18 protein-coding genes are annotated in these 15,103 nt (G+C 71.6%); 2 read left to right on the forward strand and 16 right to left on the reverse strand.

Annotation, left to right across the window (positions count from 1 at the left end; all coding sequences use genetic code 11):
- Window positions 1-42: 42 nt before the first annotated feature.
- Both ABR737_RS23270 and ABR737_RS23275 read right to left on the reverse strand, forming a co-directional pair.
- On the reverse strand, window positions 43-783 hold the full coding sequence (locus ABR737_RS23270; protein WP_350252041.1) for a class E sortase: 741 nt from the start codon (window positions 781-783) through the stop codon (window positions 43-45).
- Between the two features lie 38 nt (window positions 784-821).
- Window positions 822-1,592: a DUF881 domain-containing protein gene (locus ABR737_RS23275; protein WP_350252042.1), complete on the reverse strand. Its 771-nt coding sequence runs from the start codon at window positions 1,590-1,592 to the stop codon at window positions 822-824.
- Between the two features lie 181 nt (window positions 1,593-1,773).
- Between ABR737_RS23275 and crgA the strand changes: the two genes are divergently transcribed.
- The gene (gene crgA / locus ABR737_RS23280) at window positions 1,774-2,031 is read left to right on the forward strand and encodes a cell division protein CrgA (RefSeq protein WP_350252043.1); all 258 of its coding nucleotides are present in this window, start codon (window positions 1,774-1,776) and stop codon (window positions 2,029-2,031) included.
- A gap of 235 nt (window positions 2,032-2,266) precedes the next feature.
- Here crgA and ABR737_RS23285 read toward each other — a convergent pair whose 3' ends face one another.
- Window positions 2,267-3,172 carry a rhomboid family intramembrane serine protease gene (locus ABR737_RS23285; protein WP_350252044.1) on the reverse strand — a complete coding sequence of 302 codons (906 nt, stop codon included), beginning with the start codon at window positions 3,170-3,172 and terminating at the stop codon, window positions 2,267-2,269.
- A gap of 144 nt (window positions 3,173-3,316) precedes the next feature.
- Window positions 3,317-3,844 (reverse strand): peptidylprolyl isomerase, encoded by a 528-nt coding sequence (locus tag ABR737_RS23290; RefSeq protein ID WP_350252045.1) that lies wholly within the window; start codon window positions 3,842-3,844, stop codon window positions 3,317-3,319.
- 388 nt (window positions 3,845-4,232) lie between these two features.
- Between ABR737_RS23290 and ABR737_RS23295 the strand changes: the two genes are divergently transcribed.
- Window positions 4,233-4,946: a DUF5324 family protein gene (locus ABR737_RS23295; RefSeq protein ID WP_350252046.1), complete on the forward strand. Its 714-nt coding sequence runs from the start codon at window positions 4,233-4,235 to the stop codon at window positions 4,944-4,946.
- 180 nt (window positions 4,947-5,126) lie between these two features.
- Here the strand turns inward: ABR737_RS23295 and ABR737_RS23300 are convergent, their stop codons facing one another.
- From ABR737_RS23300 to ABR737_RS23355, 12 genes are all read right to left on the reverse strand, one after another.
- Entirely contained in the window at window positions 5,127-6,422 is a 1,296-nt protein-coding gene (locus ABR737_RS23300) for an MFS transporter (protein ID WP_350252047.1), read from the reverse strand.
- A gap of 123 nt (window positions 6,423-6,545) precedes the next feature.
- Window positions 6,546-6,740 (reverse strand): hypothetical protein, encoded by a 195-nt coding sequence (locus tag ABR737_RS23305; RefSeq protein ID WP_350252048.1) that lies wholly within the window; start codon window positions 6,738-6,740, stop codon window positions 6,546-6,548.
- 16 nt (window positions 6,741-6,756) lie between these two features.
- Window positions 6,757-7,674: a diiron oxygenase gene (locus ABR737_RS23310; RefSeq protein ID WP_350252049.1), complete on the reverse strand. Its 918-nt coding sequence runs from the start codon at window positions 7,672-7,674 to the stop codon at window positions 6,757-6,759.
- A gap of 163 nt (window positions 7,675-7,837) precedes the next feature.
- On the reverse strand, window positions 7,838-8,443 hold the full coding sequence (locus ABR737_RS23315) for a LysE family translocator (protein WP_350252050.1): 606 nt from the start codon (window positions 8,441-8,443) through the stop codon (window positions 7,838-7,840).
- A gap of 116 nt (window positions 8,444-8,559) precedes the next feature.
- A complete protein-coding gene (locus tag ABR737_RS23320) occupies window positions 8,560-9,519 on the reverse strand; it encodes an ornithine carbamoyltransferase (protein ID WP_350252051.1) in 960 nt (319 codons plus the stop codon).
- A gap of 95 nt (window positions 9,520-9,614) precedes the next feature.
- Window positions 9,615-9,818 (reverse strand): (2Fe-2S)-binding protein, encoded by a 204-nt coding sequence (locus ABR737_RS23325; RefSeq protein ID WP_350252052.1) that lies wholly within the window; start codon window positions 9,816-9,818, stop codon window positions 9,615-9,617.
- Window positions 9,815-11,179, reverse strand: coding sequence for an aminotransferase class III-fold pyridoxal phosphate-dependent enzyme (locus tag ABR737_RS23330; protein WP_350252053.1), 1,365 nt, complete (start codon window positions 11,177-11,179; stop codon window positions 9,815-9,817). The genes ABR737_RS23325 and ABR737_RS23330 overlap by 4 nt, the downstream gene beginning before the upstream one ends.
- Window positions 11,167-12,171 (reverse strand): nucleoside-diphosphate kinase, encoded by a 1,005-nt coding sequence (locus tag ABR737_RS23335; RefSeq protein WP_350252054.1) that lies wholly within the window; start codon window positions 12,169-12,171, stop codon window positions 11,167-11,169. Before ABR737_RS23335 ends, ABR737_RS23330 begins: the two co-directional genes overlap by 13 nt.
- Window positions 12,155-12,991 carry a hypothetical protein gene (locus ABR737_RS23340; protein ID WP_350252055.1) on the reverse strand — a complete coding sequence of 279 codons (837 nt, stop codon included), beginning with the start codon at window positions 12,989-12,991 and terminating at the stop codon, window positions 12,155-12,157. The genes ABR737_RS23335 and ABR737_RS23340 overlap by 17 nt, the downstream gene beginning before the upstream one ends.
- Window positions 12,988-13,731, reverse strand: a complete 744-nt coding sequence (locus ABR737_RS23345) for an alpha/beta hydrolase (RefSeq protein WP_350252056.1) — start codon at window positions 13,729-13,731, stop codon at window positions 12,988-12,990. The genes ABR737_RS23340 and ABR737_RS23345 overlap by 4 nt, the downstream gene beginning before the upstream one ends.
- A complete protein-coding gene (locus ABR737_RS23350; RefSeq protein WP_350252057.1) occupies window positions 13,728-14,408 on the reverse strand; it encodes a hypothetical protein in 681 nt (226 codons plus the stop codon). The genes ABR737_RS23345 and ABR737_RS23350 overlap by 4 nt, the downstream gene beginning before the upstream one ends.
- Complete coding sequence (locus ABR737_RS23355; RefSeq protein ID WP_350252058.1) at window positions 14,408-15,085, reverse strand: hypothetical protein; 678 nt, start codon at window positions 15,083-15,085, stop codon at window positions 14,408-14,410. The genes ABR737_RS23350 and ABR737_RS23355 overlap by 1 nt, the downstream gene beginning before the upstream one ends.
- Window positions 15,086-15,103 lie beyond the last annotated feature (18 nt).

Here is a 15,103-nt window from a genome sequence, read left to right on the forward strand (position 1 = left end):
ATTGCGACACCAGAGTAAGGGGCGAGGGCGGGCACAGGTGGGTCAGCCGGTCAAAGCCGATGGCCTTCCCTGTGCCACGGGTTGGGTGGAATCGAGGTGTCCCCAGGCGATCAGCCGGTGGCTGTGGCCCCATTCCGGCTCGCAGGTCGTGAGCGTGAGATAGCGGCCGGGGCCGTGGAATCCGGACTTCGGCGGTACGGGGTCGATCACCCCGATGTCGCCGGGCAGCGTCGTATAGGGCCTGCGGTCGATGCGGTAGGTGTACCAGGTCGCGCCGTCGGTCAGGACCACGGCATCGCCGGGGCGCAGCCGCGGGAAGTCCTTGAAAGGGTCGCCGTACGTGCGGCGGTGACCGGCGACGGAGAAGTTGCCGGTCTCCCCGGGGTGCGCGGTGCGGTCGTAGTGGCCCAGGCCGCGCTTGAGGACGTCGGTCGCGGTGCCTTCGAGCACGGGCTTGGCCCAGTCGGCGCCCAGGCGCGGGATGTACATCACGGCGAAGGAGGCGCCCGGTGCGTAGCGGCGGGGCCGCGCGTCGGGGGCGCCTGTCCGGCCGGGGTCCGGCTTCCCGCCGGGAGCCGGTGTGCCGCCGGGTCCGGTGACCGGGTCCGTGGACCACTGCTGCCGGAGCTTGCCGATCTCGCTGTCCATGGCGCTGTCGGCCCGTACCCCGGTCCAGAAGAGGACGTAGACCACGAACAGCACGATCAGCGCGCCGGCGGTGACACAGATTTCGCTGAGCGTCCACACGATCCACCGCACCGCCGTCCGGCCCCGCAGCGTCATCCGGCCCCCGCCCCTCCCGCCGCCCCGCGGCGTGCGGGCTACGGCTTCACAGGCTGTGCGTAGTGCAGATCCACTGTGCCGGAGTAGCCGGGAAGAGTCACCGCCTCGTGCTGGTCGACTTTCCAGCCCAGGCCGTAGGCGTTCACGTACTGGAGGTAGTTCTGGATGGCGGGGGAGGCGGTCAGCGCGTTGGTGAGGGCTTCGCGGTTGCCGACGGCGGTGACCTTGTACGGCGGGGAGTAGACCCGGCCCTGGAGGATCAGGGTGTTGCCGACGCAGCGCACCGCGCTGGTGGAGATCAGCCGCTGGTCCATGACCTTGATGCCCTTGGCGCCGCCGTGCCACAGGGCGTTCACCACGGCCTGCAGGTCCTGCTGGTGGATGACCAGGTCGTTGGGCTGCGGCTGCGGCACGCCGGGGATCTTGGCGGTGGCGTTCGGCGGGGCGTCGGTCAGGGTGACCGTTACGCCCTGGCCCTTCAGCGGCTTGGTGCCGGCGTTCTTCTCCAGCGCCTTGACCTTGGCTTCCTCTGCCTTGGAGCTGCCGTTGTCGCGCCGTGCGAGGGCGTCGACCTCCGCGCGCAGGGTGGCGTTGCGGTCGTCCTGGGCGCCGTTCTTGTGGCTGCGCTCCTGGATGAGGTCGGAGAGCCGCAGCATCGAGTCGTCCGAGCGCAGATTCGTGCCGCGGGCGGTGTCGAAGCTCAGCCAGAACAGCAGTCCGGCGAGCGCGAACACCAGCAGGGTGAGAAACCGCACGGGCCGCAGGCGGGAGCGAGGGGGGCGGTGGGGGGAGTCAGCGGAATTGCTCAACGTACCCTTACTCCTTACGGCGCCGCGGAAGCACTACGCTAACGGACGCCCGGGAAAAGGAATCCGCTCCCCACCGCGTCCGTGCCCCGGCGCACCCCTCGTACCCTCCCCCGCGGATGGGGGCACCGCCCTGGCGCCCAGCAGAGAGCGGGGGAGCAGCGCATCGACAGGAGAGTTCCTCGTGCCGAAGTCACGGATCCGCAAGAAGAAGGACGATTTCACGCCGCCGCCGGCGAAGACCACCAACCTGAAGATGAACTCAGGGCGCGGTTGGGTGGCGCCACTGATGCTGGCGATGTTCCTCATCGGGCTGGTGTGGATCGTGATGTTCTACGTGTCCGAGGGCGATCTGCCGATCGCCGCCATGGGCAACTGGAACATCGTGTGCGGCTTCGGTTTCATCGCGGTGGGCTTCGGCGTATCCACGCAGTGGAAGTAGCGCAAGCCCTGCCCAAGGCCATCCACACGGTTATCCACAGCCGGGGAAAACTTCAGAAGATCTGTGGATAACCCTCCGGAGGTTGACGCCGGTGTGATCGGCGGCACCCTCCCCCGGTCTGCGTCTCCCCGCATCCTTACTGGGGAAACGCAGGTCAGGCGGGCCGGAATACGGGTTTCGCACAGCATGCACAAGATCGGCCACGCACTGTGGACAACGTGACGGGGCGGGCGCTTCAGCCCAGCAGCTGAAGGGTCCGTACCCACACCACCGCGACGATCACGAGCAGGGCGGCCACACAGGTCGCGGTGTGCACCAGGGTCCGGCGGTTCCGCGGCGCATGCACCATCCCGAACGCCACCGCGGCACCCACCACCAGGCCGCCGACATGGGCCTGCCAGGCGATGTTCGGCCAGAGGAACGTGAAGACCAGGTTGAGGCCGAGCAGGATCAGCACCGGCTTCATGTCGTAATTCAGCCGCCGCAGCAGTACCGCGGTCGCACCGAGCAGCCCGAAGATCGCGCCGGACGCACCCAGCGAGGGCTGGTTCTGCGCGGCGAGGAGATACGACAGGGCGCTGCCGCCCAGGCCGGCGAGCAGATAGAGCGCGGTGAACCGCAGCCGCCCGAGGGCCGCCTCCAGCGGGGGCCCCAGCCACCACAGCGAGAGCATGTTGAACGCGATGTGGGCGATCTGCTGGTGCAGGAACATCGCGGTCAGCAGGCGGTACCACTGGCCCTCCGCGACTCCGACCAGCTGGAACTGCCCCGGGTCGGCGGCGAGCCCCACCAGGTCGAGACTGCCGACCAGCGAGCCGTTCGCGTAGACGGCGAGGAAGACCGCGACGTTCAGGCCCAGCAGGATCTTGGTGATCAGGCGCGGATCGGCCGCGATGGTGCTGCCGGAGAGGGTGCGCGGAGCCGTGGCGCCCGGCGGGTGGCCGGTGCCGCTGCCGCCGCGGACACAGGCCGGGCACTGGAAGCCGACCGAGGCACTGACCATGCACTCCGGGCATATCGGCTGGTCACAGCGGGTGCAGCGGACGCCGGTCGGGCGGTCGGGGTGGCGGGAGCAGCCGGGCAGGCCGCCGTCGCCCTGCGCGTCCTGCGGCGTGTGCGGGCTGCCTGGCACCTGGGTCATCCGTCCCTCGTCCTCTTCTGCGTCCGGGCGCATCCGCGCTTCACCCCGCCCGGACCCGTCCCGGACGAGCCGCGCGCCCCGCCTGATGTACGACCGGGCGGGGCGCAATGGTTCCCCGGAACCGGCCGGGGCGCACGACGCGGCTCAGCGGGTCTCGACGACCACCGACTCGATGACGACGTCCTTGACGGGACGGTCGGTGCTCGGGTTGGTCTGGGTGCCGGCGATGGCGTCGACGACCTTCTTGCCCGCCTCGTTGCTGACCTCACCGAAGATGGTGTGCTTGCCGGTCAGCCACGCCGTCGAGCCGACGGTGATGAAGAACTGCGAGCCGTTGGTGCCCGGACCGGCGTTGGCCATGGCCAGCAGGTACGGCTTGTTGAAGGCCAGGTCGGGGTGGAACTCGTCCCCGAACTCGTAACCGGGGCCACCGGTGCCGTTGCCCAGCGGGTCGCCGCCCTGGATCATGAAACCGCTGATCACCCGGTGGAAGACGGTGCCGTCGTACAGCCGGTCCGTGGACTTCTTGCCGGTCGCCGGGTGGGTCCACTCCCGCTCGCCCTTGGCGAGTTCGACGAAGTTCTTGACCGTTTTGGGGGCATGGTTCGGCAGGAGCCGAATCTCGATGTCGCCCTGGTTGGTCTTCAGGGTGGCGTAGAGCTGCTCAGCCACGATCTACCTTCCATAAGTCTTCGCTGACGGTTCCCGATCCTCCCATGGACCGGCCCTCCCAGGGCTGGAGCGCGGCCGCTCACCGCGCTGCGCGCCGCGGTGCGCCACCGCCCGGGCGCGGCCCCTCCAACGGCCCCCTCGCCGCACCGTGCGTGCCGTCCGGCCGTCGCCGCTGACGCTCTTCGTGCGGATTTCCTGCGCCCGGCGGGGAAATTCGTGGCATTGTCGTCCACAAGGCTCCGGAAGGTCTGCAATGACCCGGATGCCCGCTCGCACATGCCGTACGACGCATGAGCGGGCATGATCTTCAAACGGGTGGACAGGCGATACAGCAGACACGGGGGACCAGCCCCCAAGCCCCGGATACGCCACCGAGGAGGAGGATCCCGTGACCCGCAAGGACAGCGTGCGCGCCGCGACCGGTACGGCCAAGGACAGCGTGCGGCACGCCGCGGAGGTGGTAGCTCCTTATGCCGGTACGGCCAAGGACGCCGCCGTGCACTTCGCTCACGAGGCCCGGACGCGAGCGGCTCCCAAGGTGGCCGAGGCCGCCCACCAGGCACGTACGCAGTACGACGCCCATCTGCACCCGCGTATCGAGCACGCCCGTGGCACCCTGCCGCCCAAGGTGGACGCGGCGGCCACCCGGGCGGCCTGCCGGACCCGCAAGGCGGCCCGCCAGGCGGCCGATTACACCGCGCCGCGGCTGGAGAACGCCGTGACCCACGCGCGTGCCGCGGCCGAACCGGTGCGCGACGAAGCCCTCGCCCGTGGCACCGCCGCGCTCGCCGCCCTCCGCGGCCAGGTGACGGCCGCCGAGATCGCCAAGCTCCAGAAGAAGCACAGCCGGCGGGCCAAGTGCGGCAAGCTCGCCAAGCGCCTGACCGTGCTGGGCATCCTGGCCGGCGGCGCGGTCGCCGCCTGGAAGTGGTGGGACAAGCAGGCCAACCCGGACTGGCTGGTCGAGCCGCCGGCCCCCACCGAGGTCAGCGACCGCGAACGGCTGAGCTCGGTCGACGGCAGCGAGGGCTCCTCGCTCGACCCGGAGATCCAGGCCAAGCAGGCCGAGGCCGACGAACACGGCGGCGGCGACACGGCCTGACCCACCGGTCCTCACCACCGGCCTGCCCTGACCCACCGGCCCGGCCACCCCGGCCCGACCACCCCGGCCACGGGCACCTCACCGGGCCGTGTCCTGCCCCGTACGAGGCGGCGGACACGGCCCGTTGGCGTACGGCCCGTTCGCGTACACCGTGCAGGAGCCCCGGCCCGGCCCCGGCCGTCAGGTCAGGTCGCGCATCCGCCGGATGGGGCTGCTCCACAAGGCCAGCGGCGCCAGGAAGGCCAGCGCGCACATCACCCAGACGGCGCCTCGGTTGCCCAGTGCGGTGGCCGCCGCGCCGGCGACCAGGGCGCCGACCGGGATGGCTCCCCAGGAGATGAAGCGCACGGTGGCCATGACACGGGGCAGCAGTTCGATGGGGGTCACCGTCTGCCGGTGGGTACGGGTCAGGATGCTCATGATCACTGCCGCGGCCCCGAAGCCCATGCTGCCCAGGGCGAAGAGGAGCAGCCCCCATCCCGTCTGCGCCAGCGGCATCAGCAGGGCGCACGCCGCCCCGGCGAACGTGCCGCAGACCAGGGTGCGGGCACTGCCGAGCCGGTTCGCGAGGCGGGTGGTGAGCGTCGCCCCGATCAGGCTGCCCAGGCCCTCGGCGGCTATCAGCAGGCCGACGAGGCTCGCGGGGGCGTGCAGGGTCCGCATGAGGAAGACGGGTGTGAGCGCCATGAGGCCGCCGAGGATGAAGTTGGTCAGGGTCGCGGCCGCCGCACAGGGACGGATCACCGTGTGGTGGGCCACGAAACGCCAGCCCTCCTTGATCAGCGCCACGGTCGACTCGCGCTCCGCCGGCGCCTCCGGAGGGGCGGCCCTGGGCAGGCTCCACAACAGAAGGGCCGAGACCAGGTAGCTGACGGCGTCGACGACGAGGCTCAGGGCCGCGCCGCAGAACTGCACGAGCACGCCGCCGAGCGAGGGGCCACCGAGCTGGGTCGCCGAAGTGGAGGCGGAGGAGAGGGAGTTACGCGCGGTCAGCTCGTCCTTGCTGACGATGGTGGGGAGGAACGTCGAGTTGCCGACGTCGAAGACCACCGTCGCCAGGCCGATGACCAGCGCGACGACCACGAGCTGTGCCAGGTGCAGGACGCCCAGCGCGTAGGCCACCGGCACCGAGACGATGGCGGCCGCCCGCAGGAGGTCCATCACCACCTGGGTGCCGCGCAGCGGGAGGCGCTGCACGATGACGCCGGCCGGCAGGCCGATCGCGATCCAGGCGGCGTACTGGGCGGCCGGCAGCAGGCTCACCTCGAACGCCGAGGCCTGCAGCGCCCCCACGGCCAGCAGCGGCAGGGCGACGGTGGTGACCGCGTCACCGGCCTGGCTGACCGTGGACGCGGTCCAGTAGCGCCAGAAGACGGAAAGGCCCCTGCGGCGGGGGGCGGGCGCCACGGTGGAAGCGGACCGGGCCGCCTCGTCCGTCGCGGCGTCCGTCCCGGCGTCCTCGTGCTGCGCCGTCATCGGATACCCGCTTCCGTGGCGGGGGCCTTGCGGCGCGGTTCGCCGGCCTCGTTCGCGCTCATTCCTTCTGCCTCCTGAGGGGGAACGTCCGTGATCTGCTGAACGGGACGGACTGCTGACGGGCTAACGGGCTAGGGCTAGGGGCTGACGGGACCAGCGTTCGGTCTCGCCGAAGAAGTCGGGGATCTCCCCTGCTGAAGAGGATTCCTTCGCGGAGGTGTACACATGCATGCCGACCGCGAGATCGAGAACCCCGAGGCCGAAGGGCGAGAAGATCCTGGGCCTGTCGTGGCCGAGGCGCACCTCGCCGGTCGGCACACCGGCGAGCGTGCCGTCAGACCAGGCCCGCTGACGCGAAGGCCTCCTCGGCTCCGGGCATCTCCAGCACGCCCACCGATTCGAAGAGCCGGACGGTGTGCCGGGCCGAGTGGCGGATCTGCTCGCGGACCTGCCCGGGCGCGAACGCATCGGCGACGACCTGCTCCACACCGTCCTTGTCCAGACCCGCGAGGCGCAGCGAGTCGCGCACCGGCGCCAGGTCCGGGGCCAGGCTGCGCAGGACCAGTTCCGGCAGACAGCGGGCGGAGCGCTCGCGCAGCCCCGGGTCCAGGTCGGTCCACAACTCCTTGAAGAACCCGGAGAAGCAGGCGTGGTGCCTGCCCTCGTCCTCGGCGTGATCGCGCACCACGTCCCGCACGGTGGTCACGACCCGGGGGTCCTTGGGGACGTCCTTGAGGATGGAGGTGACCAGCGTTTCGAAGACGACGACCTGCAGCAGCTGGGTCAGCAGCGGCTCGCCCGGCATGACCTGTGCGCCGATGCCGTCCAGTTGGCTCAGGAAGGGGCTGAAGTCATAGGCGGGCACGTCGATGCCGGTGGCGCCGCGCACCTGGTCGATGATGTCGAGGCTGTACAGGGCGTGGTACGCCTCGTCGCAGTAGATCTTGTATGCGTCCAGCCGCATCCCGGTCGTCACCCCCAGGCCCGAGGTGCCGTTGGCGATGCGCTCGGTGGCACGGTTCACCACGCTCGTCTCGAAGTGCATGGTGAAGTGGAGGTACTGGTAGAGGTGCCGGGCGACGATGCGGAAGCGCTCGTCGGGCCCCAGTGCCCGCACCAGCGGATGGTCCACGTACGGGATCATCGCCTCCGGGAAGAGCGTCTTTCCCGATTCCAGGTCCTGGCCGATGACGCGCCGCGGGTCTCTTCGGACCCCTGCCTTCTCGTACCACTGGTTCAGCGGGGACTTCATGGACATTCCTCTCGTGCCTGTCAGGTCGTTCCTGTCCTGTCAGGTCGTTCCTGTCCTGTCAGGTCGTTCCTGTCCTGTCAGGTCGTTCCTGTCCTGTCAGGTCGTTCCTGTCAGGGGTGGTGCCGCGCCGGGCGGGGGCAGCAGGCCCGGGGCTGCTGCGGTACTAGGCCACGGCCGAGACCACCAGCCAGGTGCCGATGGCGCACAGGGCCCCGCCGCCCACGGTCTCCAGCACGCGGCGCCAGCCGTCCCGCTTGAAGATGTTTCCGAGCCGCAGCACCAACAGGGCATAGCCGCACAGGCACAGGAAGCTGAGGGCGACGTGGATACCGGCCAGGGTGAGGGAGACGGGCAGGGAACCGTTTCCGGCCGGGATGAACTGCGGCAGGAACGAGGTGTAGAAGACGCCGACCTTGGGGTTGCCCAGGCTGGTGACCGCCCCTTGACGCCAGTTCAGCTGGGTGGGTGTGTCCACGTCGCCGAGCGGTCTGCGGGCTGCGAGGAGGGCACGGATGCCCAGGAAGACCAGGTAGGCGGCCCCGGCGATCTTGATGGCGGTGAAGAGGGCGGGCGAGGCGGCCAGCACGGCCGAGAGCCCCGCCACCGAGGCCACCGCCCAGGCGACCAGCCCGGTGCACACCCCCGCGGCGGTCTGCACGGCGGCCCTGGCGCCGCCGTGCAGTGCGTTTCTGATGACCACCAGAGTGTCCGCGCCGGGGGACACCACGATCAGCCCGGCGACGGCGATGTATCCGATGAAGTTGGTCATCTGGGGCGTTTTTCCTGTTCTCTGCGCTCTGTTCTCTGTGTTCTGTGCTCAGGTGCTGTGGTGCTCGGGGCGGCCGGCGCCGGGCGGCAGGCCTCGCGCCGGGCGGCCGGCGCCGGTCAGAGCCGGCCGGCCAGCCATTCCAGCGTGGACATGGCGCTGGTGAGCTTCATCCGGGCCTGTCCCCAGGCCACGGACCGGTCGCCGTCGAGCACGCTGCCGGCCACCTCCTCGCCGCGGTGGGCGGGCAGGTCGTGCAGGAACCGGGCCTGCGGCCAGCGGTCCATCAGGGCGTCGTCGACGTAGAACGGCAGGAATTTCTCCCGCCAGTCGGCGTCCGGCTTGGCGGTTCCGGTGGTCTGCCAGCGGGTGGTGTAGACGAAGTCGGCCTCGTGGGGGAGTTCGCGGGTCGAGTGCACCTGGGTGAGCGTGGTGCCGAGCTCGGCCGCCCGCTTGGCGGCGGACTCCAGGGCAGCGGCCGGCAGGCCGTACCCCTCGGGGGTGGCGAAGGTGACCTGGCAGCCGGAGAAATGGGCGATGCCCTGCGCGAGGGCGGTGGCGGTGTTGTTGCCCTCGCCGAGGTAGACGATGCGTGCGCCGTCCACCCCGCCGCGGCACATGCTGATCGTCGCCAGGTCGCAGATCCCCTGCGTCGGGTGCTCCTCCGCCGCCATCGCGTTGACCACCGGTATGCCGCCGTGCCGGGAGAGCTCGCGCAGCTCGTCCAGCGGGCCTGCCGTCCTGGCGACCAGCAGGTCCAGCATGCTGCCCAGGATGCGGCCGGTGTCGGTGATCGACTCGCCGGTGTTCGTCTGCAGGTCGTGGGGGCCGAAGGTGACAGGGGAGGCGCCCAGGCGGATGGCGGCGGTGGTGAACGCCGTACGGGTGCGGGTGGAGGTCTTGGTGAAGAGGATGCCGGCCACCCGGCCGCTCAGCGGGCTGCGGTGCGCGCCGATGTCCCGGTAGAAGTCGGCGCTCCGGCGGACCAGTTGGCGCACCTCGCTCCGGGACAGCTCGCCCAGGGAGAACACACCCTGCTCCGGCGTCACGGGCGGCAGCCCCGTCATGAGTTCGGTCATCGGTGCTCTTCCTTCGGGTGGTCGGGTCCGGCGGGACCGGGGCGTTGCCCCGGTGCAGCGGTGCGGGGTGCGGCTTCAGGGGCGCGGGGTGCGGCTCAGGAGCGCGGGGTGCCGCTCAGGGGCGCGGCGTACGCCAGAAGTTCCTCGACGTCCTCGGCGCAGTCCCCGCAGCCCGTGTTGGCCGAGGTCTCCTCGCGCACGGCCGCCAGGTCGCGGCAGCCGCGGGCGGCCGCGGCGAGGATTTCGCTCTCCCTGACATGGGCGCACATACAGATCAGGGGGTCAAAGTCGTCGCTCATGGCGCGCCGTTCCCCGGGCCGTCCGCGGTCTCCCGGTCCAGCGCGCCGAAGGCCAGACCGAGGATTTCGGCGAGCAGGTCGAGCTCGGCCCCGCCGGTCACCAGCGGCGGGTGGATGTTGAGGACGTCCGGTGCCATGCCGGTTGAGGCCACGAGCAGGCCGTAATCGGGGTGGACCTGGGCACCCAACTCCCTGATGCGGGCGGCGTGGTGGCCGCTCAGCACGATCCGCGCGGTGGCTCCCATGGCATCGGTCCGGCTGATGAGCCGGGGGTACCGGTCCGCGAGCTGCCGCAGCCGGGTGCGCAGACCGTCCTCCAGGGCGAGGACGTCCTTGTCCACGTCCTTCCACGCCTCCCAGCGGTCCAGCACGGTCTCCGTGACGGCGAGCGCGTGCGGGATCCCGACGAAGGTGGAGGAGTGGCTGCCCGGCCGGTAGTGCTCGGGGTCGGCCAGCGGTTCGCGCGCCCACACGGCGCTGAGCGCGGCCGCGCCGTTGGTGAGCGCCTTGCTCGTCACGATGACGTCCGGGCTGACGCCCGCGCGCTGGAAGCCCCAGCGGGGGCCGACCCGGTGCATGCCCGTGAAGATCTCGTCGGCGATGACCACGGCGCCCTGGGCACGGGCGTGGTCGACGGCCGCGCGCAGCAGCGCGGGGTCGGGCGTCACCATGCCGCCCACGTTCTGCACCGATTCGAAGATGAAGGCGGAGACCTTGCGGCCGTGGTGGCGGCCGCCGACCCCGCTGAGCTCCGAGCCCCAGCGGGCGACGGCCTGTGTGCAGCCGCCGGAGCAGCCGCCGGCGGGCCGGGCGTGCGGGCAGCGCAGACAGTCGGGGCTGGGCAGCCGTACGACCTCCAGGCCCCAGGCGGCGAGCAGTTCGCGGTAGCGCGGGCTGCTGCTGAGCATGCTCGTCACCCCGGAGCGGCCGTGGAAGGCGCCCTCGAAGACCACGACCGTGCCGGGCCCGTTGTTGCTGAAGGCGATGCGCAGCGCGGTCTCCATGCCCTGGGCGCCGCCCAGGTCCAGCTCGACCCGGCCGGGCGCCCCCACGGCCTCGGAGCACAGCCGCTCGATGCGCTCCAGGACGGCCAGCCGCAGCTCCGACTCGCAGAACGACGGGAGGGCCGGCAGCTCCATGCAGCGGTTCAGCGCCTCGCGCAGGATCTCGCTGTCGTACCCCCAGGAGAGGGTGCCGTTGGCGGCCTCGGCGTCCAGATACCGCCGCCCGTCGGCCGCCTGGAGGAAACAGCCCTCGCCGCCGACGAAGCGGGGGACGTGCGCGGACCGGTAGATCAGGTTGCCCGCGCCCGCGAAGGGCGGTATCTGCGTGTGCTGCGCGCCGGTGTTCAGGACAGGCACCGTTCGGTCTCCTTCGCGGTCGGGTTCCCGCCGGGTGCGGCGGGCTGCCAGGCGGCGGCCGACGAGGTGGGCAGCAGGGGCGCCACGCCCGGTTCGTTGCAGTCGATCCAGCCGGTGACCACCGACAGCACATCCCAGCGGGCGCTGCCGTACGGGAGCGGGGTACGGGCCAGTTCCGCCAGCCAGGCGCCGATGTGCTCGGGGGCGGCGGCGGTCGCGGCCAGGTGGGCCCAGGCGTCGGTGCCGCGCTCCAGGCGGCGCAGGGACAGGGCCAGGTCCAGGTCGTGCTGGGGGATGGCGGCCTCCAGCTCGGGCAGCAGGTCGTGCGCGGGGCCGCTGCCCGGTGCGGGCGGCTGCCCGGGGCCCTCGCAGGTCAGCGCCTGGCGGCACCACTGCCAGCCGGTCTGGTAGGAGAACAGCTGCAGCTCGCGGACCACGTCGGCCGGGTCGTCCGCGGTGTGCATGAAGTTGAACAGGCCGTTCACCCGGCCGATCCGGGTCCGCAGATCCCGGCCGCGCGCGGCCTCGGGGTCCGCGCTGCCCTTGGCGGCCGTCAGCCGGACGCTGGCGGGCATCCACGCGGGGCGCCGGGCGTCGCCCAGCAGCACCAGGAGGGAGGGGCCCGAGCCGAGCAGGTGGTCGACGACGGCGATGCGCTGCTGCGAGGCGGCGTTGAACTGGTAGCGCCACAGCTCCCGGGTCAGCAGCGGATCGAAGCGCACCGTGGTCGCCGCCAGCGGGAACCAGCCCTCCTCGTACAGCACGTTCAGGAGCTGACGGCAGCGCCGCCCGGCGACCGCGTCGGGCTTGAGCGCGACGAACGTCACGCCCCGGGAGCGCTCCAGCGCCCCCATCGCGGCGAAGGAGTCCAGTCCCTCGCGGGCGTAGGTGTCGTAGCGGTACAGCTCGCGCTTGTCGGGGTCGGCCGTCAGTGCGTCGAGCGCGTCGGCCGCGACCGCCGAGCGGCATGCCGCGTCAGTCGTCAGTGTCATCGAGTCTCTTTCCTCCGAGCGGGGTGACCTCCCCGTCGACCAGCACCACCCGGCTGCCGTCGGCGTGGCATGCGCCGTCCACGGCCAGGCGCCCGGCGGCGAAGGCGCGCACCGTCCACTCCAGGCAGGGGCGGTCGCTCCGTTCCTTCTGGAGCAGTTCCTGCTGCCAGGCGTCCTCGGTGGTGGGGCGGCGGTCGCCGACCGGCACCGGGGGGCCCATGCACAGCACGGCGCCGCCGTCGTGGGTCCCGTCGACGAGGAAGCAGGACGTCCGGGTCGCGCGGTGTCCCCGGCTCATGGCGAGCCGGACCGGGTCCTTGCCGGTCAGCGCCCGGCTGCCGTCGTCCGCCAGCACGCTCAGGTCGCCCGGATGCTGGTTGATCATCCGGTGGGCGTAGCGGTCCAGCAGCGCCCCCTCGATCCAGCGGTGGTAGGCCAGGACCACCAGGTCCAGGGGGCCGTTGTCCGCTTCCCAGGACGCCATACGGGAGTTGAGCCCGTCGTGCCAGGAGCGGGCCCGCTCGCGGTAGCGGCGTACGGCGTCCGGACCATCGGCGGCCGCCTGCGACGCCGGGCCGCAGTGCGCGTCGAAGTCGCCGGTCCACGCCTCCACGCCCGCCTCGCGCGCCACGTCCAGCGCGGTGACCCGCTGCCCGTGCGAGGCGACCAGGCAGACCTGGAAGCGGTCCGGCGCGGTGTGCTGCAGCGCCAGCAGCGTGCGCAGGTTCCCGCCGGTCGCCGAGGCCAGCACGCCGATCCGCAGCGGGCGCCCGGGCCCGGACGGGCCGAGCACCCGCGCCCGGCGCGCCGTCCGGGTCATGACGCGCTCCCCTCGGCGGCCGCCGGGTCACCGGCCAGCAGCGCCAGTACCGCGGCGCAGCCGTCCCGCTCCGGATTGACCAGGTGCATATGGCGGGCGCCGGGAACGGTGCGGTGGTCCACGGCGAGCCCGCCGCCTTGCCACTGCTCGATCTGGTACTTCGTCAGCTCGGTGGGCACCGCCTGGTCGCCGGCCGCCTCGACGACGGTCAGCGACGCCAGATCGGCCCGCGAGGGCCGGGGCGTCGCCTCGTCGGCGGTGCCGCCGGCCGCCAGATGACCGGCGAGGAAGTGCCCGACGGCCGGCCCGCCGGTACCGGTCGCAACGGCCTGCGCCAGGTCGACGACCGGTGCCAGCAACACCGCACGCCGGCCCTCGCCCCGCCCGGCGACGGCGGCCAGCGCCAGGTGCGCCCCGGCGGAGTGCCCCACCAGCGTCGCCTCCCGCCACGGCGCACCCGCGGCATCCAGCCGCGCCAGTGCCTCGGCGGCGTCCTCGGCGGCCGCAGGCCACTGCCCGCCGTCCCAGGCCGGGCGGTACTCCACCGCGGCGGTGGCGCACCCGCGCCGCACCAGCGCGACGGCCAGCGGCTCCAGGTCGCGGGCGATGCGGTCGTGCCGCCAGAACCCGCCGTGGAAGATCACGGCCGCACAGCGGACCGGACCCCGCACGGGGGTGTACAGATCGATCCGCTGCCACGGCGAGTCGCCGTAGCGCAGAACCCCTTCCTGGACCGTCACAGGACGCCCATCGTCCTCAGGCGCCCGGCCCAGTGCTCGAACCGCTCATCGGACATACGGACCTCACGGCGCCGCTCCGCGCTCTCCTCCGCGGCACCCAGCCGGTACCACACCTGGCCGTCGGACCGGCGGATCATGAACGCCCGGTCCTTGCGCGCCGGACTCTGGATCATCAGCGAGATCGTCTCGGGCTCGGTGATCGTGGTGTGCAGCTGCTCGTGATCGAGCGTGATGCAGCGGCCCTCGGCCTCCTCGCGCACGAAGTACGGCCAGAAGCGGTCGACGTCGGCCCTCTCGTCCAGCGGCTGGTCGGTGGCGTAGAGGGTGTGCCGGTAGGCGCCGCGCAGGATGTAGGCGGTGAAGCTGTAGCGGTGGTTGTGCACCCGCTCGTACTGGTCGGTGTTGGCCAGCCGCAGCCTGATACGCAGGCCCTTCTCCTGGTCGTCCCACAGGACGATCTTGTCGTCCAGGGCGTGGCACTCACACTTCTCCCGCAGCGCCGGTGTGCGCCGGACCCGCTCCAGGAGGGTGCCCAGCAGCTCGGGGTCGTCACCGAGACGGCGGGCGATCCGCTCGGTGACCTCGGCCGCGGACTCGATGTCGTCCCAGCGCACCGTCGGCAGGGATTCCATCAGGGAGACCGCGGCCTGGGTGCGGTCGGCTGTCGCGCTGGTCATCACAGGACCTCCATTCCCCGCAGCCGCGCGGTGAGTTCGTCGTAGTACGCCTTGCTGATGCGCTTGCTGCCCTTGCGGGCCGCCTTCTCCTTGTCCTCACCGAAGCGCCACCACACCCGGCCGGTCTCCCGCTCGGTGATCAGCGAGCGCTCCTTCTCCGCGGGGCCGCGCAGGAAGAGGGAGACGGTGTTGGGGGTGGTGTAGGTGGTGTGGATCTCGGAGTGGTGCAGCGTGTAGCAGTTGCCGGCGACCTCGTTGGTCACGAACCGGGGGATCACCCGCAGGTCGGAGTCCTGGGCGTCGAAGTCGTCCTGGGCATCCTCCGGGACCCCCTCGGGGCGCCCCACCAGCTGGTGGCGGACGTGGCGGTAGTGACCGCGCAGGATGAGGGAGGTGAAGGTGAAGCGGTGGTCGTGCGGACGGTCCCGGTGATCCTCGGTCGAGACGTGCACCCGGATACGGAACCCGCGGTCCAGTGCGTCGTAGACCACCAGCTTGTCCAGCAGCCGGTGGTGCTCGCACTTGTCGAAAAGGTCCTCCTCCTCACGAGCCCGCTCCAGCAGATGCGTCATCGCCTGCTTGTCCTCGGCCAGGGCCGTGAGGATCTCGTTCGTCTGGGCCCGCGCCTTGTGCAGGTCCGACCAGTCGACGGTCAACCGGTCCAGTTCATCAAGCATCGCTTTCTCCTGTGTTCG

The organism is Streptomyces sp. Edi2, from assembly GCF_040253635.1.
In the GTDB taxonomy this organism is placed as follows: Bacteria; Actinomycetota; Actinomycetes; order Streptomycetales; family Streptomycetaceae; genus Streptomyces.